At 62.5% G+C, this 25,524-nt stretch carries 24 protein-coding genes; 14 read left to right on the top strand and 10 right to left on the bottom strand.

Annotated features, from left to right (window positions below; genetic code table 11):
• Together BLT86_RS06925 and BLT86_RS06920 are read right to left on the bottom strand one after the other, a co-directional pair.
• Positions 1–1,038: a lipase secretion chaperone gene (locus BLT86_RS06925; protein ID WP_092375582.1), complete on the bottom strand. Its 1,038-nt coding sequence runs from the start codon at positions 1,036–1,038 to the stop codon at positions 1–3.
• A gap of 127 nt (positions 1,039–1,165) precedes the next feature.
• Complete coding sequence (locus tag BLT86_RS06920; protein WP_092375579.1) at positions 1,166–2,119, bottom strand: triacylglycerol lipase; 954 nt, start codon at positions 2,117–2,119, stop codon at positions 1,166–1,168.
• Positions 2,120–2,631: 512 nt separating this feature from the next.
• Between BLT86_RS06920 and BLT86_RS06915 the strand changes: the two genes are divergently transcribed.
• The gene (locus BLT86_RS06915) at positions 2,632–2,940 is read left to right on the top strand and encodes a hypothetical protein (RefSeq protein ID WP_017676783.1); all 309 of its coding nucleotides are present in this window, start codon (positions 2,632–2,634) and stop codon (positions 2,938–2,940) included.
• A 95-nt stretch (positions 2,941–3,035) separates the two neighbouring features.
• Here the strand turns inward: BLT86_RS06915 and greB are convergent, their stop codons facing one another.
• From greB to BLT86_RS06900, 3 genes are read right to left on the bottom strand one after another with little or no spacing between them, the layout of a single operon-like run.
• The gene (gene greB, locus BLT86_RS06910) at positions 3,036–3,533 is read right to left on the bottom strand and encodes a transcription elongation factor GreB (protein WP_003460007.1); all 498 of its coding nucleotides are present in this window, start codon (positions 3,531–3,533) and stop codon (positions 3,036–3,038) included.
• A 54-nt stretch (positions 3,534–3,587) separates the two neighbouring features.
• A complete protein-coding gene (locus BLT86_RS06905; protein ID WP_092375577.1) occupies positions 3,588–6,092 on the bottom strand; it encodes an ABC transporter permease in 2,505 nt (834 codons plus the stop codon).
• Entirely contained in the window at positions 6,092–6,775 is a 684-nt protein-coding gene (locus tag BLT86_RS06900) for an ABC transporter ATP-binding protein (protein ID WP_017676786.1), read from the bottom strand. The genes BLT86_RS06905 and BLT86_RS06900 overlap by 1 nt, the downstream gene beginning before the upstream one ends.
• Positions 6,776–6,786: 11 nt before the next feature.
• Here BLT86_RS06900 and BLT86_RS06895 point away from each other — a divergent pair, with 11 nt between their 5' ends.
• From BLT86_RS06895 to BLT86_RS06885, 3 genes are all read left to right on the top strand, one after another.
• A complete protein-coding gene (locus tag BLT86_RS06895; protein ID WP_017676787.1) occupies positions 6,787–7,392 on the top strand; it encodes an arylesterase in 606 nt (201 codons plus the stop codon).
• Between the two features lie 89 nt (positions 7,393–7,481).
• On the top strand, positions 7,482–7,763 hold the full coding sequence (locus BLT86_RS06890; protein ID WP_092375574.1) for a hypothetical protein: 282 nt from the start codon (positions 7,482–7,484) through the stop codon (positions 7,761–7,763).
• A gap of 70 nt (positions 7,764–7,833) precedes the next feature.
• A complete protein-coding gene (locus BLT86_RS06885) occupies positions 7,834–8,790 on the top strand; it encodes a L,D-transpeptidase family protein (RefSeq protein ID WP_017676789.1) in 957 nt (318 codons plus the stop codon).
• A 152-nt stretch (positions 8,791–8,942) separates the two neighbouring features.
• Here the strand turns inward: BLT86_RS06885 and oprI are convergent, their stop codons facing one another.
• A complete protein-coding gene (oprI, locus tag BLT86_RS06880; RefSeq protein ID WP_003239826.1) occupies positions 8,943–9,194 on the bottom strand; it encodes an outer membrane lipoprotei OprI in 252 nt (83 codons plus the stop codon).
• A gap of 271 nt (positions 9,195–9,465) precedes the next feature.
• Between oprI and BLT86_RS06875 the strand changes: the two genes are divergently transcribed.
• Together BLT86_RS06875 and BLT86_RS06870 are read left to right on the top strand one after the other, a co-directional pair.
• The gene (locus BLT86_RS06875; protein WP_092380346.1) at positions 9,466–10,839 is read left to right on the top strand and encodes a GntP family permease; all 1,374 of its coding nucleotides are present in this window, start codon (positions 9,466–9,468) and stop codon (positions 10,837–10,839) included.
• 145 nt (positions 10,840–10,984) lie between these two features.
• A complete protein-coding gene (locus BLT86_RS06870) occupies positions 10,985–11,257 on the top strand; it encodes a GNAT family N-acetyltransferase (RefSeq protein WP_017676791.1) in 273 nt (90 codons plus the stop codon).
• Between the two features lie 95 nt (positions 11,258–11,352).
• Here the strand turns inward: BLT86_RS06870 and BLT86_RS06865 are convergent, their stop codons facing one another.
• The gene (locus BLT86_RS06865; protein WP_075747906.1) at positions 11,353–12,429 is read right to left on the bottom strand and encodes a 3-deoxy-7-phosphoheptulonate synthase; all 1,077 of its coding nucleotides are present in this window, start codon (positions 12,427–12,429) and stop codon (positions 11,353–11,355) included.
• Positions 12,430–12,634: 205 nt separating this feature from the next.
• Entirely contained in the window at positions 12,635–13,048 is a 414-nt protein-coding gene (locus BLT86_RS06860; protein WP_017676793.1) for a PilZ domain-containing protein, read from the bottom strand.
• Here BLT86_RS06860 and BLT86_RS06855 point away from each other — a divergent pair.
• The 5 genes from BLT86_RS06855 (at position 13,047) to cysB (ending at position 17,007) form a co-directional block, all read left to right on the top strand.
• A complete protein-coding gene (locus BLT86_RS06855; protein WP_017676794.1) occupies positions 13,047–13,433 on the top strand; it encodes a YbbN family protein in 387 nt (128 codons plus the stop codon). The two genes, BLT86_RS06860 and BLT86_RS06855, sit on opposite strands and share 2 nt — an antisense overlap.
• Positions 13,433–14,389: a putative 2-dehydropantoate 2-reductase gene (locus BLT86_RS06850; protein ID WP_092375571.1), complete on the top strand. Its 957-nt coding sequence runs from the start codon at positions 13,433–13,435 to the stop codon at positions 14,387–14,389. The genes BLT86_RS06855 and BLT86_RS06850 overlap by 1 nt, the downstream gene beginning before the upstream one ends.
• A 2-nt stretch (positions 14,390–14,391) precedes the next feature.
• Complete coding sequence (locus BLT86_RS06845) at positions 14,392–15,297, top strand: 5'-nucleotidase (RefSeq protein WP_017676796.1); 906 nt, start codon at positions 14,392–14,394, stop codon at positions 15,295–15,297.
• A gap of 129 nt (positions 15,298–15,426) precedes the next feature.
• Complete coding sequence (locus tag BLT86_RS06840; RefSeq protein WP_017676797.1) at positions 15,427–15,927, top strand: universal stress protein; 501 nt, start codon at positions 15,427–15,429, stop codon at positions 15,925–15,927.
• 105 nt (positions 15,928–16,032) lie between these two features.
• Positions 16,033–17,007, top strand: a complete 975-nt coding sequence (cysB, locus tag BLT86_RS06835) for an HTH-type transcriptional regulator CysB (RefSeq protein WP_075747900.1) — start codon at positions 16,033–16,035, stop codon at positions 17,005–17,007.
• Positions 17,008–17,069: 62 nt separating this feature from the next.
• Here the strand turns inward: cysB and BLT86_RS06830 are convergent, their stop codons facing one another.
• The gene (locus tag BLT86_RS06830) at positions 17,070–17,690 is read right to left on the bottom strand and encodes a phosphoadenosine phosphosulfate reductase domain-containing protein (RefSeq protein ID WP_045736021.1); all 621 of its coding nucleotides are present in this window, start codon (positions 17,688–17,690) and stop codon (positions 17,070–17,072) included.
• A 175-nt stretch (positions 17,691–17,865) separates the two neighbouring features.
• Between BLT86_RS06830 and thrH the strand changes: the two genes are divergently transcribed.
• Positions 17,866–18,483, top strand: coding sequence for a bifunctional phosphoserine phosphatase/homoserine phosphotransferase ThrH (gene thrH / locus BLT86_RS06825; protein WP_092375569.1), 618 nt, complete (start codon positions 17,866–17,868; stop codon positions 18,481–18,483).
• Positions 18,484–18,544: 61 nt separating this feature from the next.
• Here the strand turns inward: thrH and pabB are convergent, their stop codons facing one another.
• Positions 18,545–19,888 (bottom strand): aminodeoxychorismate synthase component I, encoded by a 1,344-nt coding sequence (pabB, locus tag BLT86_RS06820; protein ID WP_092375566.1) that lies wholly within the window; start codon positions 19,886–19,888, stop codon positions 18,545–18,547.
• A gap of 164 nt (positions 19,889–20,052) precedes the next feature.
• Between pabB and BLT86_RS06815 the strand changes: the two genes are divergently transcribed.
• Both BLT86_RS06815 and BLT86_RS06810 read left to right on the top strand, forming a co-directional pair.
• Entirely contained in the window at positions 20,053–22,767 is a 2,715-nt protein-coding gene (locus BLT86_RS06815) for a LuxR C-terminal-related transcriptional regulator (protein WP_231976585.1), read from the top strand.
• Positions 22,764–25,487: a helix-turn-helix transcriptional regulator gene (locus tag BLT86_RS06810; protein ID WP_092375563.1), complete on the top strand. Its 2,724-nt coding sequence runs from the start codon at positions 22,764–22,766 to the stop codon at positions 25,485–25,487. The genes BLT86_RS06815 and BLT86_RS06810 overlap by 4 nt, the downstream gene beginning before the upstream one ends.
• Positions 25,488–25,524: the final 37 nt, after the last annotated feature.

Genomic DNA, 25,524 nt, shown 5'->3' with positions numbered 1-25,524 from the left:
CTACTGCTTCTTGTTGGCCGCCGCCAATTGCTCGGCGGCTTCCAGGCGCAGGCGTTCACGCTCATCGAAACGTTCTGCAGCCAGCGCCTCGATCGCCGCGCGCTTGTCGCCACTGCTGAGTCCCTCATTGACCTGAATCTTCGCCTTGGCAGTGATGTAGTCATCCAGACGCCGCTGCCAACTCTGTCGTTGGCTATCCAGCGCCTCCAGGCGCGTGGTGGCTTCGGCGCCTACCAACTGCTGACGCATCTGGCGGATCTGCGCCGCGCTGGCGCCTTCGGCCTGCAGGCGTGCGGTGTGCTGCCGCAGTTCCTGCTGCAGTTGCGGCAGTACGGCGTCCTGCAGCTCTTCAGGCAGGGATGCGCGCAGGCGGTCGACGGCAACGCCTTTTTCCTCTGCGCTCATTGTGCTGTCGTGCTGTATGGCCAGGCGCTCCAGGGTGAAGCGGTTGTAGCCTTCCTCACGGGCGAAGAAGGCCTGGTAGGTTTCGCTGTCGAACAGTCTTGCGCGCAGGGCCTGCACGGCGGTCTCGCGCTGGCGCATGGCATCCAGGCTGGCCAATTGCGGCAGGTCGCGCTCCAGCAGCACCAGCTCACGCTTGTAGCTCAGGTATTGCTCCAGCAGTGCTTGCGCGCGGGCCCGTGCAGGTTCCTGCAATTGGCTGTCGATGTAGTTGCGCAGACGTAACACGCTGGCATCCAGGCTTTCTTCGCCGATGCTGGCGAGGAAGTAATCGAAGATCCGGCGGATGTCTTCGCTGATGATCAGATTGCCGGCAGCGTCCACGCGAAAGCTGCCGTCGACTTCGGTGCCGACGAAGGAGCTGGGCAGGGCCAGCGTCGTGGCCTTCTTCTGTGTGTCTTGGCTGGTCGGTGTTAAGGCCTCTGCAGCCGGCGCCGGCGCCGGCCCGGGCTGCGTAGGCGTGGCAGTGGCGGCGGGAGGCGTGAATTGGGTCGGTTGGTGTCCGGGTTGCAGGTAAAGCATCAACGCCAGGCCGGCAACGATCAGTAAAGGCAGGGCGAACAGGGTTTTCTTCACGGCAGGTTCCAGTAAGGCATTCGAACCATTGCTCAGTGCTGGTACCTCGTAGGGTGCGCCGAGCGCACCGAAATGCCGACTTTCCCAGCATCCGGTGCGCGCGGCGCAGCCTACGAAGCGCAGCGGTTCAGAGCCCGGCGTTCTTCAGGCGGTTGGCGTGCTGGCGATAGACAGTCACCGGGTCGGTCTCGAACAGGCTGGTCAGGCCCAGGGTCTGGTTGACCTCGTCGAGATGGTTCATTCGGTAGTTGTCACGAATCACCTGGCCCATGCGCGAGCTGCAGCGACCGACCAGACCGTCATTGGCTTCGTTGCCGAAGGTCAATGAGGAGGCGCCCATCAGCAGGTCGCTCGGGTCGAGCAGGTTGGTCAGCGGGCTGGTGCCGCTCCAGGAGTAGTAGCGCACGCCGTTGACGCTGTAGGCACCTTCGCCGCAGGCGCTGGTGGGTATGCCTTGTGGGAACTTGGCATTGAAGCGTGCTGCGCCCTCACTGTTGAGCGACTCCAGCGAGCCCAGCGCATTCTGCGGGGTGGTGCTGGAACTGCCGGAGAGGAAGTTGATCAGCGTTCCCAGGCCGTTGACGATGCCAACCAGCAGCGGGGTGGCGACCGGACCGGCCGGGCCGTCGCTGATGCCCTTGAGGAAATCGGCGGTGGCCGAACCCTTGTGCGGTGCACCGACGCTGGTGACCGATGCCACCAGATCCGGGCGCACGGCGGCGACGTAGCGGGTGGTTGGGCCGCCATGGCTGTGGCCGATCAGGTTGACCTTGCCTTTGCCGCTGATGGCGACGATGTCCTCGACCTGCTGCAGCAATTGCTCGCCACGTGCTTCGGAGGTGTCCAGCTGGCTGACTTCGGTGACATAGACACTGGCACCGTCGCGGCGCAGTGCCGCCGGGATGCCATACCAGTAATCGACGCCGAGGAGGCTGTCGAAGCCGAGCATGCCGTGGCCGAGGACGATCGGGTACTTGGTCTGGGTGTAGCCGGATGAACCGAACCAGAAAGCCTGGGTCTGGCCGCTGGCGAGCAGGCCGGTACCGAGGCAGAGGGCGAGCAGGGTTTTATTGTTCTTCATGGGCGCTCTCGATGGGGTTTGTTGAGGCAGTCAGCTGCTTCCAGCAACACAGATCACGCCCATCCCGTGGCGCGTACGGCGCAAGAACGATGGCAGGAAACATGCCATCGTCCTGCAGTTTCCGGCGACCCCTCTATACAGGCACTTTCCAGGATTTTCGGGCGACTTGGCCTCGATATCGCTGCGTACTTTCTGTTACGTGCCGAAACGTCAGGTCGCGCCGAGGGCCGCAATCGATCTGGCCAGGCGGGGCGTCCAGGGCCAGGAACGGGTCTTTTGAGCGGATGGAAATGCGCGGATTGACCGCCGCCCAATCGAAGGTTGGGGGCGACGTGGGGTGCGCCTTGACAGTTTGCCTTGGGCTTCTCTAGGATGCGCCCTGCGCCGATTTAAACAGCTACTTGCGGGGCGCCACAGGGGGTTGTCATCAACGCCTGAAATTCCGCTAAAGCGCTGGTTCGGTGTCGCCTCTCACCGCTGCCCAGCGGGATTCTCGAGGCGGAGACTCGACCATGATCTGTCCCCAACCCCTTATTCGTCTGGCGCCCATCACCTCGGGCCTGCTGCTGCGCAATCCGCGCGTGCTGCTGGGCGGCAGCCACCAGCCCACTTTGCTGCGTTATCTCGAAGGCTGGCCCAAGCGCTGGGCCGGGTCGCGTGCCTTTCGCATCCAGTTCGTGCAGAACGGCGAGTCGCTGAGCCGTTTCGCGCGCGACAGTTTCGACCTGGCCGTGATCCAGGCACCCAGCGCCGAGGACCTGGCACAAACCGTCGGTGAGTTGGTGCGGGTGGCGCGTCAGGGGCTGATTACCCGGCGCTAGTTGGGCTGTGGGGAAGTCGGCCATCTGCGTAGGAGCGAGCTTTGCTCGCGAAGCTTTTTAAGCGCCAGTATTCGCGAGCAGAGTTCCTACAGCACCTAGGGATATTCGATCTCGACGATATAGCAGGTCTTCTCACCACTGGGGCTGTGCACCCGCACTTCGGCGTCCAGCTCCTTGCCGACCAGGGCGCGGGCCAGAGGCGAGTCGATACTGATCAGGCCCTGTTTCAGGTCCAGCTCGTCGGGGCCGACGATGCGGTAGCGCGACTGTTCGCCGTCTTCGTCTTCGATGGTGACCCAGGCGCCGAAGTACACCTTGTTCGGATCGGACGGCTTGTCGCTGACGACCTTGAGCTTCTCCAGGCGCTTGGTGAGAAAGCGCACGCGGCTGTCGATCTCACGCAGCATCTTCTTGCCGTAGGTGTATTCGGCATTCTCCGAGCGATCACCCTGGGCCGCTGCTTCGCTGACCGATTGCGTCACCTGTGGCCTGCGTACATGCCACAGCTCGTGAAGCTCGGCGCGCAGGCGCGCTTCGCCTTCGGGGGTGATCAGTGGTGTGCCGGCAGGGCGAGGGGGGCGATAGCGGCTCATGGTGTCTCGGGTAGGAAGAGGGGCGCCAAGTCTAGCAAACCCCTCTCAGAGTTCTCAGCCTTCGCGTAGCACGCTCAACGGGCTGGCATTCAGTGCGCGGCGAGTGCCGAGCACGCCGGCCAGACCGATCAGCAGCGCGCCGATCAGCGGCAGCAGAAGCAGCCAGGGGTGCGGTTGCCAGCTCATGTCGAATGCATAGCGATAGAGCAGAAAGCTCACCAGCTCGCAGCCCAACGCGGCCAGCAGGCCAGCAGCCGCGCCGAGCAGGCCGAACTCGGCGCGGCGAGCGCTGATCAGCAGCTTGCGTTCGGCGCCCAAGGCGCGCAGCAGCGCACCCTGGCGAATGCGTTCGTCCAGTGTCGCCTGCAGCCCGGCGAGCAGCACGGTGATGCCGGCGGCGAGCACGAACAGCAGTACATACTCGATGGCCAGGGTGACCTGGGCGAGGATGCTGCGCAGTTGCGCCAGCAGGGCGTCGACCTGCAGCAGCGTCACGCTGGGGAAGGCGCGGCTGAGGGCTACCAGCTCCGCGTCCTGGCCGGGCGGCAGGTAGAAGCTGGTCAGGTAGGTGGCAGGCAGGTCCTGCAGGGTCTGCGGCTCGAAGATCATGTAGAAGTTGGGCTGGAAACTGTCCCAATCCACCTGGCGCAGGCTGGTGACCTGCGCGTCGCGTTCGATACCGCCGACATTGAAACGCAACTGGTCGCCGAGCTTCAGTTGCAGGCTTTCGGCCAGCTCGGATTCGACGGAAACGCCAGGCAGCTCGCTGGCGTGCGCAGCGCCCCACCAATTGCCAGCGGTGATCAGGTTGTCGGATGGCAGATCCTCGGCCCAGGTCAGGCTCAGGTCGCGCTGGATAGCGCGCTCGCCGCGACTTTCCTTGGTTACCAGTTGGCGAACCGGCTCACCGTTGATCATGATCAGTCGGCCCGGCACCACGGGATACAGCGGGGCTGGATGCGGCGATAGCTCGGCCAGGCGTGCGGCGAACGCATCGCGCTCGGCAGGCAGCACATTGAGGGCGAAATGATTGGGTGCGTCCTCCGGCAACTGGTCCTGCCAGGTATCGAGCAGCTCGCCGCGCAGCAGGGCGATCAGCGCCATGGCCAGCAGGATCAGGCCGAACGCCAGCGATTGTCCGGCTGCAGCCAGCGGATGGCGCAGCAACTGACCCAGGCCCAGGCGCCAGGGCAGGGCGGCGCGCTGCAGCAGGCGGCGCAGGCTCTGCAAGCCGAGCAACAACAGACCGCCGAGCAGCAATGCAGCGAGTAGTCCGCCACCCAGCAGTGCCAGCGTCAGGCGCAGATCCAGGCTCAGGCGCCACATGATCAAACCCAGTGCGATCAGCGCTGCGCCGTAGACCAGCCAGGAGCTGGCCGGTACCGGCAGCATATCGCGGCGTAGCACTCGCAGCGGTGGCACGCGGCCGAGTGCGGCCAGCGGCGGCAGGGCGAAACCGGCCAGCGCCACCAGACCGGTGGCCATGCCGGCCAATGCGGGCCACAGGTCGGCCGGCGGCAGATCATCCGGGATCAGCCCGCGCAGCAAATAGAAGAGCACGTGTTGGCCGGCCCAGCCCAGCAGCGCGCCGATCAGGCAGGCGATCAGCCCGAGCAACGCCAGTTGCAGGCCGAACAGGGCCAACGCTTCACGCCGTGACAGCCCGAGGCAGCGCAGCAGCGCGCTGGCATCGAAGCGCCTCGCCGCGAAGCGAGCCGCCGAGAGTGCTACCGCGACACCAGCGAGCAACACGGCTGCCAGGCTGGCCAGGTTCAGATAACGTTCGGCGCGGCCGAGGGCGCCGCCGACCTGGCGATTGCTATCGCGAGCGTCGTCCAGGCGCTGATTGGGTTCCAGGCCTGCTTCGACTGCCTGACGGTAGGCCGCCAGGGCATTGGCATCGCCGCGCCAGAGTTCGCGGAAGCGCACGCGGCTACCGGGTTGTACCACTTCAGTCGCAGCAAGGTCGTCCAGGTGCATCAGCACGCGCGGCGTCAGGCTGTAAAAGTCGCCAGCAGTGTCGGGGTCATAGGTGAGCACACGGCTCAAGCGCAGGGTTTTGGCGCCTATTTCCAGTTCATCGCCAATCTTCAGATTCAGCGCGACCATCAGGCGCGCTTCGGCCCAGACTTCTCCGGGGCGCGGGCCGGAACCCGCTTCCTCTGGTGCGTAGGGTTCAGCAGCGCTCCTCAGTTCGCCGCGCAGCGGATAAAGGCTATTGGCTGCCTTGACGCTGGCCAGCTGAATGCCTTCCTGGGCCGCCACCACGCTGGAAAACTCCACCGCTTGTGCGTGATCGAGACCCAGCTTGAGCCCCGCGTCTATCTGTTGCTGGCTGGCCGGCGAGCTGCCACTCAGGCGTAGATCAGCAGCGAGAAACTCGCTGGCACGCAGCAGCATGGCGTCATTCAGGCGTGCGCTGAAATAACCGATGGCGCTGCTGGCGGCCACAGCGACCAGCAAGGCGAAGAACAGCACCCGCAACTCGCCGGCGCGGGCATCGCGCAGCAGTTGGCGGGCAGCGAGCGAAAACAGGCGAGTGACGGGTACGCGTTTCATCAGGGCTCCACGCGATCGATCAGGTGTCCGGCTTCCAGGCGAATCAGGCGCTGGCAGCGGTGCGCCAGGCGCTCGTCGTGGGTGACCAGCACCAGGGTGGTACCGCGTTCCTGGTTAAGCTGAAACAGCAGGTCGCTGATGCGTTCTCCGGTGTGGCTGTCGAGGTTACCGGTGGGCTCATCGGCGAATAGCACGTCCGGTTCTGCAGCGAAGGCGCGGGCAATGGCCACGCGCTGTTGCTCGCCACCGGATAGCTGGCGCGGGTAGTGCGTCAGACGTTGACCCAGTCCGACGCGTTCGAGCAGAGTCCGGGCGCGCTGGCGGGCATCGGCGTGGCCTTCCAGCTCCAGCGGCAGCATCACGTTCTCCAGCGCGTTGAGGCTGTCGAGCAACTGGAACGACTGGAAGACGAAACCCACATGCTCGGCGCGCAGGCGCGCGCGCTGGTCTTCATCGAGTTCGCTAAGGTTTTTGCCGGCCAGCAGTACCGCGCCGCCGCTGGGCAGGTCCAGACCGGCGAGCAATCCGAGCAGGGTGGATTTGCCAGAGCCTGAGGCGCCGACGATGGCCAGGCTGTCGCCTTTGCTCAGTTCGAGATCGAGATCATGGAGGATGGTCAGCTCGCCTTCCGCGCTGCTGACCACTTTGCTAAGGTTCCGCGCAGCGAGAATGCTCGAAGTCATGGAGATTCCAAATGCGTGCATGGTGGTTGAGTGGTGCCTTGACCCTGATGCTCTGGGCTCAGGGGGCGGTTGCAGGCACCCTGCTTGTGGTCGGCGATAGTATCAGCGCCGCTTTTGGCCTGGATAGCCGCCAGGGCTGGGTCGCCTTGCTGGAAAAGCGGCTGAATGAAGAGGGTTTCGAGCACTCGGTGGTCAATGCCTCGATCAGCGGCGACACCAGCGCAGGCGGCGCTGCGCGGCTCTCTGCGCTGCTTGCAGAGCACAAGCCGGAGCTGGTCATCATCGAGTTGGGAGGCAACGATGGTCTGCGTGGCCAGCCCCCAGCGCAATTGCAACAGAATCTTGCGTCGATGATCGATAAATCGCAGTCTGCCGGTGCCGATGTGCTGCTTCTCGGTATGCGTTTGCCACCCAACTATGGCGCGCGCTACACCACGTCTTTCGCCCAGGTTTTCGCTGATTTGGCAGAGCAGAAGAAGGTGCCGCTGGTGCCGTTCTTTCTCGAGGGTGTCGGTGGTGTGCCGGGGATGATGCAGGCCGATGGCATTCACCCGACCGAGTCCGCGCAGGCGGTGTTGCTGGAGAATGTCTGGCCGACGCTCAAACCGCTGCTGTAAGTGCCTGTTTTCGGCGGAAACACAGTAGGCACAGGCTTTTCCGCCTCAAGCCTTTCGGCTAATGTGGCCGACCTGTCACGGAGCCCCAGATGCCGCGTCCCGCCTGGTCCCTTTATGCCTACCAACTGATCGAGCCGGATGAGCAGCTGGATCTGTTCGCCTGTCGTGAGGTGCGTGTGCATCTGGTGGCTCGCCAGTTGCGCCTGGGTGGGCATGCTGATCGCACGCTTTGCGGTGGCTTGTTGCCGGCGCAACCGCGTTGGCGGGCGCTGGAAAAGGTCTGGCTGCGTGACCGCCGTCTGTGTCCCGCTTGCCTGTCGGCATTCGAGGCGCAGCGCCAGGGTCTGTGCTCGAATTGGGCGGATGGCTGAGGTCTGCCCGGCTTGCGAACGGCGGTGTACAATCGCCGCAATATCATTCAACTCTTCAAGGGACTCCCGGATGTTGTCGCGCTTCTCTGCGGTCAACCGCTGTCTGACTCTGGTCGCACTGTGCTCCAGTGCTGCGGTACAGGCACTCGAACTTCCACTGCCGCCGCCAGGCGAGGATGTGGTGGGCCAGGTACAGGTGATCAAGGCCAAGTACGAAGACACCTTCGCCGATCTGGGAACGGCAAACGATCTCGGCTATCTGGAAATGGTCGCGGCCAACCCGGGTGTCGACCCCTGGTTGCCGGGCGAGGGTACCGAGATCATCCTGCCGACTCGTTACGTGCTGCCTCCCGGTCCGCGCGAAGGCATCGTGATCAATCTGGCCGAGTACCGGATGTACTACTTCCCGAAAGGCCAGAACGTGGTGCACACCTTCCCGCTGGGCATCGGCCGTGAGGGCTGGGGTTCGCCGCTGGGCACAGGCCGCGTGACCGTGAAAACGCCGAACCCGGCCTGGTATCCGCCGAAGTCGATTCGCGAAGAGCATGCGGCCGAGGGCGACATTCTGCCCACCGTGGTGCCGCCTGGCCCGGACAATCCGCTGGGGCCCTACAAGATGACGCTGTCGTTTCCTGGCTACCTGATCCATGGCTCGAACAAGAAGTTCGGCATCGGCATGCGCGTCAGCCATGGCTGCTTCCGCATGCTCAACCACAACGTGCTGGAGCTGGCGGGCATGGTGCCGGTCGGCACGCCGGTACGCATCATCAACGAGCCCTACAAGTTTGGTGTAAGCAGCGGCAAGATCTATCTGGAAGCGCATGCGCCACTGGATGACGAGGGTGACCCATCTGTTGTCGACAAGCACACTGCGGTGATCAATGCGTTGCTCAAGCGTGATGAACTCAGCGGCCTGCGCCTTGACTGGGAGATGGTCCGCGAGGTGGTTGCTGCCGAGGACGGTATGCCGGTACCTATCGCGGCGCAGACCGATAACGTGGTGGCGAGCAACGACAACCCGTTCTGATTCGGCAAAGTTGCAAAAAGCCCGCCTGCATTCGTGTACGCGGGTTTTTTATTGCCCGGCAATCGAGCTGTTCGGAAAGGGCCAGGTCATGAGCAGGTAATAAAAAAGCCGCACCAGTTGCCTGGGGCGGCTTTCGAAAAAACGAGTCGCAATTACTTGCGGCTGGCTTTTTCCAGCATGCGCAGAGCGCGCTCGTTAGCTTCGTCAGCAGTCTGCTGAGCTTTCTGAGCAGCGGCCAGAGCTTCATCGGCCTTGCGGTAGGCTTCGTCAGCACGGGCTTGAGCGCGAGCAGCTGCGTCTTCGGTAGCAGTCAGACGAGCTTCGGTTTCTTTGGACATGCTGCTGCAACCGGTAGCCAGAACTGCGGCCAGAGCCAGAGCAGAGAATTTCAGAACGTTGTTCATCGTGTTCCCCTTGAGGTGGAGTTTTCCATAAAGAGCAATTCCCCAACTGCGGGAAATTAGCCGGCGTACATACTACCTATTACTTTTAGTAAGTAAACGGAGCCAGGGCAAGAGTTGCAGTTTTTTTTCTTTGGGCGGGACGCTGAAGGCTAGAACCTGCTTGGGCTGGCTAAAAAATAGACAGTTACGCATTCGATACAGTGCAGCGGTTGTACGAGCTGTTATAACTGTCCCGGTTTTCAAACTAAAACAATAAAAGAGGGAGATGCAGATGCTTGGGAATTTGGGGCTTTTGCTGGGCTTGTCGCTACTAATCTTCATGGCGTTGCGCGGGGTGAACATATTCATCGCCGCATTGCTGTGTTCGATTCTGGTGGCTCTCACCAATGGCGTCGCCGTATCAGGTGCGCTGCTCGAGCACTTTCCATTCGGCCCCTTGGGCGCATTCACCTTTGCTGGCAAGTTCTTCGTGTTGTTTCTCTGTGGTGCGATCTTCGGCAAGGTCATGGCGGCCAGCCAGGCAGCCAGCAGTATTGCGCAGGCCATTACCCGCGGCCTGGGCACGCAGCGCACGCTCTGGGTGGCGATGCTGGTGTGTGCGGTTCTCACCTATGGTGGAGTGGTGGTTTTCGTGGTGATCTTCACCATGTATCCGCTGGGCATCACCCTGATGCGCGAGGCTAATCTGCCCAAGCGATTGTTCTGCGCCGCCACTGCACTGGGGGCGGGAACCTTCACCATGACGGCCTTGCCAGGCTCACCGTCGATTCATAACGTGATCGCAGCCAGTGCGCTGGGTACGGACCTGTTCGCCGGTGCTTGGATTGGTCTGTTCGCCTCGCTGGTGATGATCGGTCTGGGTATGGCCTATCTGCAGCGCGAATGGCGCCTGGCGCGCGAAAGCGGCGAGGGATTCGAGCCGAACGCGCAGGACGAGCGTATGCAGCAGCTGGCCGGTGTGCCGGGTAGCGGTCCACATTGGGGTATGGCGTTGGTGCCGATCATCGTGGTGTTGGGGATCATTCTCCTGCCGCGTCTGCTCGCTCTGTCTGGTGCAGCTGTGCCAGGCGAGGGGGCACTGGGTGGACTGTTGGCCTTCAGTCAGGCGCAGCCGATTCTCTGGCCCAGTCTGGCCCTGGTGATCGCTACCGGGGTGGCTGTGCTGATGTTTCCGGCGTTGCGCCGCAATACTGTCGGCTTGCTGGGGCAGGGGGCTGACGATGCGATCATGCCGCTGCTCAATACCGCTGCGGTGATCGGCTTTGGCGGGGTGGTCACTCAGACCGCAGGTTTCGCCCAATTCGCCCAATGGATACTGGGGGTGGATCTGCCGCCGCTGTTGTCGGTGTTCGCCTCGGTCAGCGTGGTCTCGGGGATAGTCGGTTCCTCGTCTGGTGGCCTGCAGATTTTCATGCAGACCCTGGCGCCACGTTATCTCGAGATGGGTGTGGAGCCCGAGGTGCTGCACCGTATCGCCAACATCACCGCTGGCGGGCTCGATTCGCTGCCGCATTGCGGGGCGGTGATCGCGATGCTGATGATCATGGGGCTGACTCACAAGCAGGCATACAAGGATATCTTCGTCATCACGGTAGTTATCCCGGTGATTGCGGCTCTGCTCTGCATTGCCGTCTTGAGCTTCTGATTGCTCGTGGCTGGGCGGTTCGGCGGCTGATAAGCTTGGCCAATGGCATGGTCGGAAGTGGCAGCGGAATTTGCGCTTTTGCCAAAGCACCGGTATGAAGTAAAAATAGATGCGCCGCTAACGGTTTGCGGCTAGAGGAGTGAAGATGAGCGACGGGTTGTCCATCCACCATGACCAGGCGAGTCACCAGTTCGTGACCACCGTCGACGGTGATCGTGCCTATCTGGCCTATATGGATCTGGGCAAGCAGACGCTGGATATCTATCGCACCTTCGTACCCAACGGCCTGCGTGGCCGTGGCATCGCCGCCGCGCTGACCGAGCATGCCCTGCAATATGCCGAAGGCAAGGGCTACACGGTGATTCCGTCGTGCTCCTATGTCGAGCGCTACATGGAGCGACGTTCGCGTCACCAGTAGGAGTCGGTTCGGGGTGGTGGGCTGAAGCCCACCCTACGTTGAATGCGGATACAAAAACGCCGGGCAATGCCCGGCGTTTTCATTGTGCTGCGCCCTTAGCCGCGAGGGCGCTTGGGCAGTACGTCCTTGAGCTTGGCGTGCATGCCGCGCAGGCTCTTCTCGGTGGTATCCCAGTCGATGCAGGCATCGGTGATGGATACGCCGTACTTGAGGTCGCACAGATCCTTCGGAATCGACTGGCTGCCCCAGCCCAGGTGGCTCTCGACCATCAGGCCAACGATGGAGTTGTTGCCTTCGAGAATCTGGTTGGCCACGTTCTCCAGCACCAGCGGCTGCAGAGCCGGGTCCTTGTTGGAGTTGGCGTGGCTGCAGTCGACCATGATGTTCGGGCGAATGCCGGCTTTTGTCAGTTCCTGCTCACAAATGGCAACGCTGACCGAGTCGTAGTTCGGCTTGCCGTTGCCACCGCGCAGTACCACGTGGCCATAGGCATTGCCCTTGGTGGTGACGATGGATACGCCACCTTCCTGGTTGATGCCGAGGAAGCGGTGCGGGCTGGAAACCGATTGCAGGGCGTTGATGGCCACGGTCAGACCGCCGTCGGTACCGTTCTTGAAGCCAACGGCCGAGGACAGGCCCGAGGCCATTTCGCGGTGGGTCTGGGATTCGGTGGTGCGCGCGCCGATGGCCGACCAGCTGATCAGGTCCTGCAGGTACTGCGGGGAAATCGGGTCGAGCGCCTCGGTGGCGGTGGGCAGGCCCATTTCCGCCAGGTCGCGCAGCAGCTTGCGGCCGATGTGCAGACCGTCCTGGATCTTGAACGAGTCGTCCAGGTACGGATCGTTGATCAGACCTTTCCAACCGACCGTGGTGCGTGGCTTCTCGAAGTACACGCGCATGACCAGGAACAGGCTATCGGACAGCTCGGCAGCCAGTACCTTGAGGCGCTCGGCATACTCGTGAGCGGCCTTGATATCGTGGATGGAGCAAGGGCCGACGACCACGAACAGGCGATGATCCTTGCCGTCGAGGATGTCGCGTACCACCTGACGGCCATGGGCCACGGTCTTCAGTGCGGCATCGGTCAGGGGGATTTCGCGTTTGAGCTGATCGGGGGTGATCAGGGTTTCGTTGGAAGCGACGTTGAGGTCGTCGATCGGTAAATCAGCCATCGTGCTATTCATCGGGTCAGGTCGTCAGGTCACGGGTGCCGGCCGCCAGCGATCCCCTGTGGCGGTGCACAGCTAGTTGGCGCAGGGGGAGCCGAACCTTAGCGCGTACGGGGCTGCGCGACAATGGGCGTTAAGTTCAATAAGCCTCATAGAGTGGCAGTATGAGGTGGCTTATTACCCTCGTTGTTGGGTGGTTGCAGCGTATTCAGGCGAGATAGGGAAACTCTGCGGCATGCTTGGCAATCCAGTCCTGAGCGCACTGCTCGATGGCCATGGGGTGGCCTGATGCCTGCTCCAACTGTTGTCGGTAATGCTGAATCTGGCAAACCTGCTCGACCATGCGCGCGCGGAACAGGGTGTCTTCATCGAGAAAAGCGATGCCTACCAGATAATCGGTGTCCTGGCGCCGACACCAGGCCACTACGCCGGGGTAGCGTGCCTGTTCGCCCAGTAGTGGGATGCGCAGTTCGACCGAGGTGCCGCGGCGAAAGCCGCGTGTCGAGTTGCATGCCACCCCACCCAGGCTGATATTGTTCAGCCGCTGCCGAGGAATGCAGGCTTGTTTGCGCAGCACCAGTTCAACCGGCATGTCGCTTGGATGACGCAGAAACTTACGCATGAACACCGACCTTGAGTGCAGGCAAACTGACATCAATGAATTCAGTATAGCGACGCAATTGGAATTGACCGATCTGGATGCCGACCGCCGGCTACTCGATCTTCCCGGTACCTCGCTACTGGTGTTCACAAGCACGGGCTGTGCCAGCTGCCGCTGGGCACGTCAGGCCTTGCCTGGCATGCCGCTGCCCATAGAGCGCCTGTGCTGGGTCGATGCCGGGCATAACGCCGGATTGGTGACGCGATATGAGGTATTCCATCTACCGGCGCTGTTTCTGGTCAAGGACGGTCATTTCTTTGGCGCATTGCACACGCGTCTTACCCATTCCGATCTGGTTAACGCCATGGGCGAGGCCCTGCTTCGCCCGGCTGAGGAGCTTCCCTGATGTCTCAATACCCTGCGCCGCGTATCGGCATCATCGGCACCGGTGCCATTGGCGGTTTCTACGGAATGCTGCTGGCTCGCGCGGGTCATGACGTGCACTTTTTGCTGCGTAGCGAGTACGGCGCGGTGGTCGAGCGAGGCCTGCAGTTGAGCAGCGCGGTACATGGTGCACTGAACCTGGCGCCGGTACAGGCCTACCAGCATGTCGACGAGATGCCACCGTGCGACTGGTTGCTGGTCGGTGCCAAGGCTACGGCCAATGCCGAGCTGGCGCCGCTGATTGCCAAGGCCGCAGCACCAGGCGCCAAGGCAGTGCTGCTGCAAAATGGCCTGGCAGTGGAAGATGAGCTGCGCCCACTGTTGAGCGATGACCTGCATCTGTTGGGCGGGCTCTGCTACATCTGCGCTCATCGCAGTGCGCCGGGCGTGATCGAGCATCAGGCGCTGGGGGCGATCAACCTGGCCTATCACTCCGGACCGTTGACCGACGATGAGGCGCGCCTGGCGCTGGTCGAGGAGGGGGCGAGCCTGCTGCGCAGCACCGGCCTGGATTCGGCGGCGATGCGTGATCTGGCGCAGACGCGCTGGCAGAAGCTGGTATGGAATATCCCTTATAACGGCCTGTCGGTGCTGCTCGATGCCGATACGCGGCGCCTGATGGGTGATGCCGACAGCCGCGCACTGATCGCTGACATGATGCAGGAAGTGGTGCAGGCTGCTCAGGCACTGGGCTACGCCATGCCGGACAGCTATGCGGACAAATTGCTGGCCGCCACGCAGCGCATGCCCGATTACCTGCCGAGCATGTACCACGACTTTGCCCAGGGGCGACCGGCCGAGCTGCACGCCATCTATGAAGCGCCTCTGGCGGCTGCCGATGCCGCGGGTTTCGATATGCCCAAGGTACGCGCCCTGTATCAGGCGCTACGTTTCATTCAGACTCGCCGGGAGGCCTAAGCATGGGTAAGGGGCTGGGGGACAAACTGGTGCTGGCGATTTCCTCGCGGGCGCTGTTCGATCTGAGTGAAAGTCACCAGATCTACGAAAGCGAAGGGGTGGAAGCCTATCGCCGCTATCAGATCGAGCATGAAGACGAAGTGCTGATGCCGGGCGACGCCTTTCCGCTGGTGGAGAAGCTGCTTGGGCTGAACACACGGCTCAGCGAACAGCGCGTGGAGGTCATCCTGGTGTCGCGTAACAGCGCCGATACCGGGCTGCGCGCGTTCAACTCGATCCAGCACTACGGGCTCGGCATATCCCGCGCCGCCTTCGTCGGCGGCCGTAGCCCCGATCCTTATCTGGCGGCCTTTGGCTGTCATCTGTTTCTGTCTACCCACGCCGATGACGTGCGCAACGCACTGAAAGCCGGTTTCGGCGCGGCCACGCTGCTTTCCGGTGGCGCGCGGCGGGCGAACAGCAACGAGCTGCGAATCGCCTTCGATGGCGATGCCGTGCTGTTTTCCGACGACTCCGAGCGCGTCTACCAGAGTGGCGGCCTCAACGCGTTTCAGGATCATGAGCGCGAAGCTGCTCGGCAGGCCCTGCCAGGCGGGCCTTTCAAGCCGTTTCTCGCCGCGTTGCATGCGCTACAGCAGGAATTTCCCGAAGCCGAATGCCCGATTCGTACGGCGTTGGTTACCGCGCGCTCGGCCCCGGCACATGAGCGTGTGATTCGCACCCTGCGCGAATGGAACATCCGTCTGGATGAATCCTTCTTCCTTGGCGGGCTGGACAAGTCGGCGGTGCTGGAGGCCTTCGCTGCCGATGTGTTCTTCGATGACCAGACCGGACACTGTGAAAAAGCTCGCCAGGTGGTAGCGACCGGTCATGTCCCCCATGGCGTCAGCAACGAGTTAGTGCCCTGAGCCTGGGCCTGTGCAGGCGCCCAAGCGCCTGCATATAGCCATTCGTCCTAAATAACGCTGCCGATCTTGCTTTGTCTGATGCGCTGCTAAGCTCAATCAAGGGCCTGTGCCAGCAGTCGAGGAGGCCGCGTGATCCGCTCGATACTCTATGCCACCGATCTGGGGCTTTACGCCTCCTACGTGCTGCAGCACGCCCTTGCTATGAGCCGCAGCTTCAAGGCCGATCTGTATGTGGTGCACGCGGTTGAGCCCATGGGGCTATTCGCCGAATCCGTGCTGCAGACCTACCTGGACGAGGACACCCTCGGGGAGTTGCGTCGTAATGGGCTGAATACCGTCATGGCCAGTATCGAGCAGCGTGTGCTGGAGGGCTTTCGCGACGAACTGGGTGATGGTCAGCAGGATCTCCAGTTGATTCGTGCGGTGCGGGTACTTCAGGGGGATCCGCCTGCGGTGATTCTTGAGGAAGCGCAGAAACTTGGGGTGGATCTGCTGGTCGTAGGCAGTCATAGCCATGGCGCAGACCTTGCCGTGCCGCTGGGACGCACGGCTGCGCGCATCGTGCAGTTGTCGGAGGCGCCGGTGTACCTGGTGCCCATGCTGCAGCATCGAGGTCATGGAGATTTGTAAAAGGGGCACCTAATAAAACGTTCTAGGCTGTTCGGTTAAACCAATAATATGGTTATATACGGCGTTGGCAGTTGTTGGCCTGCCTTACTGCTCTGAGGGAAACATATGAAGCTTCAGCAATTGCGCTACATCTGGGAAGTTGCGCACCACGACCTCAACGTATCGGCTACCGCTCAGAGCCTGTACACCTCGCAACCAGGGATCAGCAAGCAGATTCGCTTGCTCGAGGATGAGCTGGGCGTGGAAGTCTTCGCCCGCAGCGGCAAGCACCTGACCCGCGTGACCCCAGCCGGAGAGCGCATCATCACCACTGCCGGTGAGATTCTGCGCAAGGTCGAAAGCATCAAGCAGATCGCCCAGGAGTTCTCCAACGAGAAGAAGGGCACCCTGTCCATCGCCACCACCCACACCCAGGCCCGTTATGCCCTGCCGCCGGTGATCAGCGCGTTCATCAAGCAGTACCCGGACGTCGCTCTGCACATGCATCAGGGCACGCCGACGCAGATCGCCGAAATGGCGGCCGACGGCAGCGTGGATTTCGCCATCGCCACCGAAGGCCTGGAGATGTTCAACGACCTGATCATGATGCCTTGCTACCGCTGGAACCGCTGCGTGGTGGTGCCGCAGGGGCATCCGCTGACCAAGCTGCCGAAGTTGACCCTCGAAGCGCTGGCCGAGCACCCCATCGTCACTTACGTATTCGGCTTCACCGGTCGTTCGAAACTGGACGAGGCCTTCAGTCATCGTGGCCTGACGCCCAAGGTGGTGTTCACCGCAGCCGATGCCGACGTGATCAAGACCTATGTGCGTCTGAACCTGGGTGTGGGCATCGTGGCCAAGATGGCGGTCGACGCCAAGCTCGATCCGGATCTGGTGGTGCTCGACGCCGATGACCTGTTCGAGCCCAGCGTGACCAAGATCGGTTTTCGTCGTGGCACCTTCCTGCGTGGCTTCATGTGCGATTTCATCGAGCGTTTCGCCCCTCACCTGACCCGCGAGATGCTTGCCAAGGCGGTGCAGTGCCACAACAAATCCGAGCTCGAAGAGCTGTTCGCGGGCGTCGAGTTACCGATGCACTGAAGCAAAACTGGAACGAAAAATGGCGCCCAAGGGGCGCCATGTTTCGTTCTAGCAAGCTTCAATCAATGACTGAGGTGCAGGCCGCACTCGCGATTGTCTTCACCCTTGGTCGGGTCGAAGTAATCGAACTCGTTCGGCAGGTCGTGGGCGACCAGGTACTGATACAGATCCTTGGAGGACCAGTGCAGCAGCGGGGCGACCTTGATCAGGCCGTCCGGGTTGATGCTGATCGGGTCCATCTGCGCGCGCACGGCGGTGTCGGTGGCACGCAGGGCGGTGAACCAGACGCTGGGTGCGGTCTCGCGCAGGGCGCGGGCGAAGGGCTCGAGCTTCACTTCCTCGGTGAACGCGGCGTGGCGCGGATCATCCAGGCCAGGAACCGGGCCGTCGATGGCCTCGCGGTGCGCGCGTGAGCGCTTGGGCAGGTAGGTGATCAGGTTGAGGCCCAGCTTGCGGGTCACCTCGTCGGCGAAGCGATAGGTGGCTTCGGTGTTGTAGCCGCTGTCCATCCAGACCACCGGGATATCCGGTTTGACCTGGCTGACCATGTGCAGGATCACCGCTTCGAAAGGGCGGAAGTTGGTGGTGCAAATGGCGGGTTTGCCCAGCCCTATGGCCCACTGCACCAGCTTTTCAGGCTGGTTACCGAATTCGGCGTTGAGCGCGTCCAGGTCGAGTTCCATGGTGAGGATTCCAGATCGTGTGCGTGAGGACGCGATGGTAGCAAAGGCTGGTTATGCGGCTAAATAACTAAGGCGCTTTACGTCCTTCGTTCCGGTTATAAGAAGGCTACGTTGCGCCAGCCAAGCCCAGCGGCTAGAGTGCCGGCTCCTTTTTGGCTCAACCGAGGAGTGGCCTGTGGAAATCGCGTGTCTCGACCTGGAAGGCGTACTGGTCCCGGAAATCTGGATCGCCTTTGCGGAAAAAACCGGCATCGAGTCGCTCAAGGCGACCACCCGCGACATCCCCGATTACGACGTGCTGATGCAGCAACGCCTGCGCATTCTCGATGAGCACGGCCTGAAGTTGAAGGACATTCAGGACGTGATCGCTACTCTGAAGCCGCTCGATGGCGCAGTGGAGTTCGTCGACTGGCTGCGTGAACGTTTTCAGGTGGTGATTCTCTCCGACACCTTCTACGAGTTCTCCCAGCCGCTGATGCGTCAGCTCGGTTTCCCGACTCTGCTATGCCACCGCCTGATCGCCGACGAGAACGATCGTGTGGTCAGCTACCAGCTGCGCCAGAAGGATCCCAAGCGTCAGTCGGTCATCGCCTTCAAAAGCCTGTACTACCGCGTTATCGCTGCTGGCGACTCGTACAACGACACCACCATGCTCAGCGAAGCCCATGCCGGCGTCCTGTTCCATGCGCCGGAAAACGTGATCCGCGAGTTCCCACAATTCCCGGCGGTGCATACCTACGAGGATCTGAAGCAGGAATTCCTCAAGGCATCGAACCGCAAGCTGAGCCTGTAGCTGACGTAGGGCGGGTGCAACCCGCCATCGCGATCTGGCGGGTTGCACCCGCCCTACGTTTCTAAAGCCGCTCCAGCGTTTCCAGCAGCACTTTCACCTTGGTGATGGACTCCTGATATTCGGCCTGCCAGTTGGAGTCGGCGACTATACCGCCGCCACCCCAGCAACTGACCTTGCCGTCCTTGACCAGCAGGCTGCGAATGGCGATGGAGCTGTCCATCTCGCCGCGTACATCGAGATACAGCAAGGAGCCGCAATAGAGCCCGCGCCGTGTCGGCTCCAGCTCATCGATGATCTGCATGGCGCGGATCTTCGGTGCGCCGGTGATGGAGCCACCAGGGAAACTGCAGGCGATCAGGTCCAGTGCATCCTTGCCGGGCGCCAGCTCGGCGGTGACGCAACTGACCAGATGATGCACGTTGGGATAGCTCTCCAGGGCGAACAGCTCCGGTACTTTCACCGAACCGATGCGACAGCTGCGGCCCAGATCGTTGCGTAGCAGATCGACGATCATCAGGTTCTCGGCGCGATCCTTGCTGCTCGCCAACAGCTCCTGCGCCTGCGCTTGATCATCGTCGGTGTCATCGCCGCGGCGCCGAGTGCCCTTGATCGGACGGGTTTCCACCTGACCCTTGCTGACCTTGAGAAAGCGTTCGGGCGACAGGCTGAGAATGGCGTCGCCATCGCCCAGGCTCTGAAAACCCGAGAAAGGCGTGGGGCAGGCCTGGCGCAGTGCCAGGTAAGCCGCCCAGGGATCACCCGTGCAGGGCGCCTGGAAGCGCTGGGCGAAATTCACCTGATAGCAATCGCCAGCGAGGATGTAGCCCTGGATGCGCTCGATCGCCTGGCGATAGCGGTGCTGGTCGATAGCGGCCTGGAACGGCTGGGTCAGTCGGAAGGGCACGAGTTCCTCGCCATGCGCTGCATCGAACAGCGTCCGCAGGCGCTGGCGCTCTGCCTCCGGCAGCGCCGGGTGAAACAGCAGGGCGCTGGTGCCCAGTTGGTGATCGCTGATCAGCGCCCAGGCGTAGAGACCGAAACGGGCATCCTCGAGATCGAGATCATCGACGCTCTGTTCGGGCAGCACTTCCAGGCGGCGGCCGAAGTCATAAGACAGGTAGCCGATCAAACCACCGACGAATGGCAACTCCTGCTGTGCTGGAGCCTCGGCGGGGCCGAGGCTCTGCAATGCGCCTCGCAGGCGTTGCAGAAAGTCGTTGGCCGATTCGTCGGGCGTGGGCGCCAGTTCTGCCAATGGCCAGGCGCTCATAAGGTCATAGCGTCCACGCGTGGCACTCGGTCGTCCGGCATCCAGCAGTACGGCGCCGGGGGCCTGGCGAATGCGCTGGAAGTAGTCGCTGGGGTCGGTGCGGTAAGGAAGAGGGTGCAGAGAGCAGCTGGGCATGCGTGGCAGTCGAATGGGGTGAAGGAGCGATTGTAGTCCGCCGCTTATATTCATCCTAGGGTTTCGGCCAGGTTTGCTGCGGTACGCTCGGCTGATTAGTATGGGGTCGTGCCAGGATGTTGAACTACCGTACCAAAACAATAATGAATGAAGGAATCCAGGCCATGGATGTAGTGATCGGCCCAGCCACTGGAAGCCTGCTGCGTTCAAAACTGTCGCCGCCCCAGGCATCCGCGGACTATCTGGCAAGGCCCCAGGTGGAAGCCGCGCTTTCGGCCCACCCCCACGCCCGCCTCGTGCTGTTTTGCGCGCCTGCTGGTTTTGGCAAGACCACCGCGTTGGCGATGCTGGTCGAGCAGCGTCGTCAGGCCGGCAGCGCTGTTGCGTGGCTATCGCTGGGCTCTGCTGATGATGAGCCGGTACGTTTCTTCCAGCAACTGATCGAAGCATTGGGGCGTGCACTGCCCGGCCTGGGTGATTACGCCCTGGGCTACCTGCGCAATACCATGCGGGTGCCGGTCGAGGCTGTGATGGAAAGTCTGCTGGTGGATCTGTCGCAGCGTTCGGAGCCGCTGCTGCTGGTGCTCGACGATCTGCATCTGATCCAGGATGGCGAGCTGCTCGCTGCACTCAATCGCCTGGTCAAGATGGCGCCCCCGAATTTCACCCTGGCCATCGGCAGCCGTTCGCAGCCGGCCCTGAGTCTTGCCACGTTACGCGCCAAGGGATTGTTGCTGGAACTGGGCAGTGATGAGCTCAGGCTCAACCCTGAAGAGACGCGCGGTTATCTGGAGCGCAGCGGCCTGCAGCTCGATCCAGAGACGTTCGGCGCGCTTTACCGCCATACCGAGGGCTGGGTGGTGGGGGTGCATCTGGCCAGCTTGTGGCTGCGCAACCACCCGCAACCGACTGAACGTCTGGCCGAATTGGGTGCAGACAAGAACGTGGTTGGCGATTACTTGCTGCGCTCGGTGTTCGAGCAGTTACCTGGCGAGCGCCAGGAACAGCTGTTGGCGCTAGGAGTGGCGCAGCAGCTTAGTGGCGAGCTGGTCAATGCCCTGACCGCGCGTCAGGATGGCCAGCAACTGCTGGAAGAGCTGGAGGCCATGCAGCTGTTTCTCCTGCCCATGGATCGCGAACGCCAGTGGTATCGCTTCCATAATCTGTTCGCCGAGTTTCTCCGCAGCCGTCTCAAGGATCGCGACCCGGAGCGCTTCAAGCAGCTGCATTTCAATGCCAGCCTGTGGTTCACCAACCACCATATGCAGAACCTGGCTATCGAGCACGCCTGCCTGGCCGAAGACGCCGAGATGCTCGCCGCGTTGCTCGACGGCTGCGGTCTGGAGCTGATCAACCGCGGCCAGCTCAACCTCATCTACAAATGGCGACAGCATGTGCCGGGCGAAATCGCCGCGCGCTTTCCGGTGCTGGTGCTTGCCGATGTCTGGACCCGTGCGGCCGAGCTGGGCCTGAACGAGGCCAACGGCATGCTCGATGAGCTGCTGGAGCGCTGGGCCGATTCGCGCACCAGTGGGCCGTTGAGTGACAAGGTGCTGGCGACTCTGGCGATCAAGGCGGTGATCGCCTTGCAAAAGGATGACCTGGATACCTGCGTCGATCTGGCGCGGCGCATCGAGGCGCAGCTGGGGCAACACACCGCGTTTCTCGAAGTGGCGATCCTCACCGTTGGCGCCCTGGCCAACGTCATGCTTGGCCAGGCCGAGCAGGCGCGCAAGTTGCTGGCGCTGGCGCAACAGCGCAACCATTTCCTCGAAGGCCGTTATCTGGACATGCAGTTGGCCAACGTGGAAGTGCTCCTGTGCCTGGAACAAGGGCGGGTAAAGCAGGCGCAACTGCTGTTCGAGCAGCTGCGTGCGCGGATGATGCCCTGGTTCGGTAAAAAGTCCCGCGCCCTGGTTCTACCCACCATCAGCGAGTCGCTGATCGCCTATCACCAGGGTCGTCTGGACGGTCTGCAGGATCGGCTGCGCTGGGCCTTGGCCACGGTCGATGTGATCAATCCAATCGACCTGTATGCCCAGGCGATGCTGTGCCTGGCGCGGGTTCAGCGCCAGCAGGGCGCTCCCAAAGAAGCGCTCGCGACCCTGGTGCTGATGCAGAACCTGGCGGCGCGCAACCACTCCTGGCGCTTCTACGTACAAGCGGTGGGTGAGGAGATTGCGCTGATTCTGCAGGAGCCCTTGGCCGACCGCAGCAAGCGCGCAGAGCAGCGCCTGAAGTCGGTGGACTGGAGCAAGCTGGCGGGGCATTACACGCAGTTCAGTTTCAATCCGGTGCCATGGGTACTCGGTCTGACCCGCGTTCGCCTGCAGCAGGCGCGTGGCAATTACAGCGAAGCGCTACATGAGATCACCCAGTTGCGCAGCCAGTTGCAGGATGGCCGGCACGGGCTGCATCAGCTGCGCCTGGATCTGCTCGCTGCGCTGAGCTACCAGCGCCTGGGCTACCGGGAGCGGGCGCAGAGCCTGCTGGTGCAATGCCTGATCGGCGCCGAGCGGGAAGAGGCGCGCAGCCTGTTCATCGAGGAAGGCGAGGCCATACGCCAGTTGCTGCAGCAGTTGGAGTCCGTCGAGCGCCAGCCGGCGCTGCAGGCGTTCATCCGCAGTCTGTTGAGCGCCTGGCCCGGCCAGGAATCGCATCACACCCTGGACGTGCTAGAGGAGGGGCTGACCGAGCGCGAACGTGAGGTGGTCTGTCTGGCCGCCAAGGGCATGTCCAATGATGAGATCGGCCAGCAGTTGGCGCTGGCCCTGGGTACCGTCAAATGGCACCTGCACAACATCTACGAAAAGCTCAAGGTGCGTAATCGTACTCAAGCCATCCGCCGTGCCCGCGAGCTGAGCCTACTCGAATCATGAATAGCCAGAATCCGTCCTGCCAATCCGCTGTGCCGCTGTTGCGTACCAAGCTGTATCCCGCCCATGCCGAGGGTGCACCGCTGCTGGAGCGCGCGGCCTTGCTCGAGCGTTTGCTGGACGCCAGCGAGCAGCGCCTGATCGTGCTCAGCGCACCCGCCGGCTTTGGCAAGAGCACTGTCCTTAGCCAACTGCGTAGCCGTTTGCAGGGGCAGGGGACGCGGGTCGCCTGGCTGTCGTGCGATGAAAGTGATAGCGAACCGGCGAGGTTTCTGCAGTATCTGGTGGCGGCGGTTGTCGCCGCCTGTCCCGGCTTCGGCAGTAGCGCCGCGGCGCTGCTGCAGGGCGAGATCAGTTGGCCGCTGGAGGCGGTGATAGATGCGCTGCTCGATGACCTCAAAGGCCTGCCGCAAACGCTCTATCTGATGCTCGATGACTTTCACCGTATACGCCATCCATCCCTCGACCAGGGGGCGCGTTATCTGATCGAGCGCTTGCCCAAGCAGGTGCGCCTGGTGGTCAGCACCCGATATCAACCGCGTTTTCTCGATGAGTCGCCATCGCTCGGTGCCTGGGCGTTCTGGCTCAAGGCCGAGGACTTGCGGCTGACGCGCGCGGAAACGGCGGCGTACCTGCGCAACATCAAAGGTCTTGCGCTTGAGGAAAGCGAACTCAACCAGCTGTATACGCGCACTGAAGGCTGGATCACCGCGTTGCACCTGGCGGCGCTGGCCTTGCCGCGCCAGCATAATCGCGCGGCCTTTCTCGCTGGCCTGTCAGGGACCGAACGCAACATCGCCGATTATCTGGCCGAAGATGTGGTGGCCAGCCTGCCGGAAGCCGTGCAGCTGTTTCTCGACCAGACTTCGGTCCTCGACGAATTCAACGCTGAGTTGTGCAACGCGCTGACTGGACGCCAGGACGGTCGCGACATGCTGCGCCGGCTGCAGGCCGAGCAACTGTTCGTGATCGCGCTAGACGAGCAGGGCCAATGGTTCCGTTATCACCACCTGTTTGCTGACTTTCTTCAGGGGCGCCTGGCCAGGCGCGGCGATCCGGTTCATCTGTTGCACGCCGCTGCGCGCTGGTGCGAAAACCATGATCTGGCCGACAAGTCGATCAAGTACGCCCTGCGCGCTCGCGATTATGCTTTCGCCGCCGAGCTGTTGGAACGTCAGGGCGCGCGTCTGATCGCCGGTAATCGGGTCTACGGCATCCTCGCCATTCTCAAGGACATCCCACCGCTGGTGATCACCGAGCAGCCGGTGTTCCAGATCTTCTATGCCTGGCAGCTGGCCTTTGAACAGAAGTTTGCCGAGTCCGAGGCGTTGATCGAGGAGGTCAGCGCACGCCTGACGCAAGGGCGCGGCACGGGCATCCACTTCGGCCTGATCGAGCTGCTGGCTGCCGCTCAGGTGCTCAAGGCACTGGTGTTGCTCTATCAGGACAAACTCGACGCCTGCCTCAAGGTCGCCAGTCACTGGCTGGCGCTGGTACCAAAGAATCAGCCGGTATTTCGCGCCAGCCTGGCCTGCGTGCAGGCCGCGGCGTTCGCTCTGCTCGGTGAGTTCGGTGAGGCGGCCAAGGCGATTGCCGTGGCGCGGGAGAACCTGCGTCAGTGCGAGAGTGAGTACCTGCACGTGATGGCCAGCCTGATCGAGGCGCTGATCTGCAAGGAGTACGGCGAACTGGAGTGTGGCCGCTCCCTGGCCGAGGCGGCGCGGGCAAGGGTCGAGCAGGTGTTTGGGCGGCGCAGCCGGGTTGGCGGTCCGCTCGGGCTTGCCTATGCCGATCTGCTTTACGAACAGGATCGCCACGCTGCGATTCTCGCCGAGCTGCCGCTGGCCACCACCTGGCGTGATGTTGCCACGCCGGTGGAGTTGATCAGCCGCGGCAAGCTGGTCATGGCGCGTGCGCGCTTCTTTGGCGGTGCCGGTGAGCAGGGGCTGGAAGAACTCGACGAGTGGTTGAGCGGTTTGCAGGGGCCGGGCTACGAGCGGGTATTCGCCATCGCCATGGGTTGCAAGGTGCAGTTCCTGCTGTGGCTACGCAGGCCCAACGAGGCGCAGCGTATTTATCTTCAGTTGGAGCGGCATCTCGCTGTATTGCCCATCGAGCGCTATGGCGATGCGCATACGGCGTTGGCGCTGAGCCAGGCGCGCCTGGCGCTGAGCGAGCAACGGGTGGAAAGAGCCCAGGCCAGCCTGGAGGCGTGCCTGGCCAAGCAGGGAGCGGACCACCAGCGTGATCGGCGTCTGCACCTGAGCCTGCTGCTGTCAGTGGCTTACTGGAACAAAGGTAACGGCGAAAAAGCCTTCGCGCTGTTGCAGGCGACACTCGAAGAGGCCTGGCAATGCGGCTATCGCCGCTTGTTTCAGGACGATGCACTGTGGCTGCTGCCACTCTGGAATGCCTGGAGCCGCGCCGAGCCCAAGCGCGCCGCTGTCTGGCAGGGCGTTGCCGAAATGCTTCGTGAGCAGTGCCGCAGGTTGGCTATCGATCCAGAAAGTCTCGAGGAAAATCAGGGTGTCAGCCATCGCGAGCGGGAGATATTGCGGCTCGTGGCAGCGGGGCTGTCGAATCGCGATATCGCCGAGGCGGTGCACTTGTCCGAGGCCACCATCAAATGGCACCTGCATAACCTGTTTTCCAGGTTGGGCGTACGCAGCCGCACGCAAGCCGTACTCAAGGGCAAGAGCCTGGGGCTACTGAGCGAGGCATGAGACGGTGGGGTGAGGGGGGGGCGAGCCGGCGAGGGTG

Source organism: Pseudomonas sihuiensis, assembly GCF_900106015.1.
GTDB lineage: Bacteria > Pseudomonadota > Gammaproteobacteria > Pseudomonadales > Pseudomonadaceae > Aquipseudomonas > Aquipseudomonas sihuiensis.
This window is presented reverse-complemented; position numbering and strand designations above follow the sequence as displayed.

Coding starts and splice junctions, on each gene's coding strand:
- BLT86_RS06860 (WP_017676793.1), bottom strand. CDS start 13,048: ATGCGTAAGTTTCTGCGTCATCCAAGCGACATGCCGGTTGAACTGGTG.
- BLT86_RS06870 (WP_017676791.1), top strand. CDS start 10,985: ATGAGCGACGGGTTGTCCATCCACCATGACCAGGCGAGTCACCAGTTC.
- BLT86_RS06810 (WP_092375563.1), top strand. CDS start 22,764: ATGAATAGCCAGAATCCGTCCTGCCAATCCGCTGTGCCGCTGTTGCGT.
- BLT86_RS06900 (WP_017676786.1), bottom strand. CDS start 6,775: ATGACTTCGAGCATTCTCGCTGCGCGGAACCTTAGCAAAGTGGTCAGC.
- BLT86_RS06890 (WP_092375574.1), top strand. CDS start 7,482: ATGCCGCGTCCCGCCTGGTCCCTTTATGCCTACCAACTGATCGAGCCG.
- BLT86_RS06905 (WP_092375577.1), bottom strand. CDS start 6,092: ATGAAACGCGTACCCGTCACTCGCCTGTTTTCGCTCGCTGCCCGCCAA.
- BLT86_RS06855 (WP_017676794.1), top strand. CDS start 13,047: ATGAACACCGACCTTGAGTGCAGGCAAACTGACATCAATGAATTCAGT.
- BLT86_RS06915 (WP_017676783.1), top strand. CDS start 2,632: ATGATCTGTCCCCAACCCCTTATTCGTCTGGCGCCCATCACCTCGGGC.
- cysB (WP_075747900.1), top strand. CDS start 16,033: ATGAAGCTTCAGCAATTGCGCTACATCTGGGAAGTTGCGCACCACGAC.
- BLT86_RS06815 (WP_231976585.1), top strand. CDS start 20,053: ATGGATGTAGTGATCGGCCCAGCCACTGGAAGCCTGCTGCGTTCAAAA.
- pabB (WP_092375566.1), bottom strand. CDS start 19,888: ATGCCCAGCTGCTCTCTGCACCCTCTTCCTTACCGCACCGACCCCAGC.
- BLT86_RS06850 (WP_092375571.1), top strand. CDS start 13,433: ATGTCTCAATACCCTGCGCCGCGTATCGGCATCATCGGCACCGGTGCC.
- BLT86_RS06920 (WP_092375579.1), bottom strand. CDS start 2,119: ATGAAGAACAATAAAACCCTGCTCGCCCTCTGCCTCGGTACCGGCCTG.
- oprI (WP_003239826.1), bottom strand. CDS start 9,194: ATGAACAACGTTCTGAAATTCTCTGCTCTGGCTCTGGCCGCAGTTCTG.
- greB (WP_003460007.1), bottom strand. CDS start 3,533: ATGAGCCGCTATCGCCCCCCTCGCCCTGCCGGCACACCACTGATCACC.
- BLT86_RS06830 (WP_045736021.1), bottom strand. CDS start 17,690: ATGGAACTCGACCTGGACGCGCTCAACGCCGAATTCGGTAACCAGCCT.
- BLT86_RS06875 (WP_092380346.1), top strand. CDS start 9,466: ATGCTTGGGAATTTGGGGCTTTTGCTGGGCTTGTCGCTACTAATCTTC.
- BLT86_RS06845 (WP_017676796.1), top strand. CDS start 14,392: ATGGGTAAGGGGCTGGGGGACAAACTGGTGCTGGCGATTTCCTCGCGG.
- BLT86_RS06865 (WP_075747906.1), bottom strand. CDS start 12,429: ATGGCTGATTTACCGATCGACGACCTCAACGTCGCTTCCAACGAAACC.
- BLT86_RS06885 (WP_017676789.1), top strand. CDS start 7,834: ATGTTGTCGCGCTTCTCTGCGGTCAACCGCTGTCTGACTCTGGTCGCA.
- BLT86_RS06895 (WP_017676787.1), top strand. CDS start 6,787: ATGCGTGCATGGTGGTTGAGTGGTGCCTTGACCCTGATGCTCTGGGCT.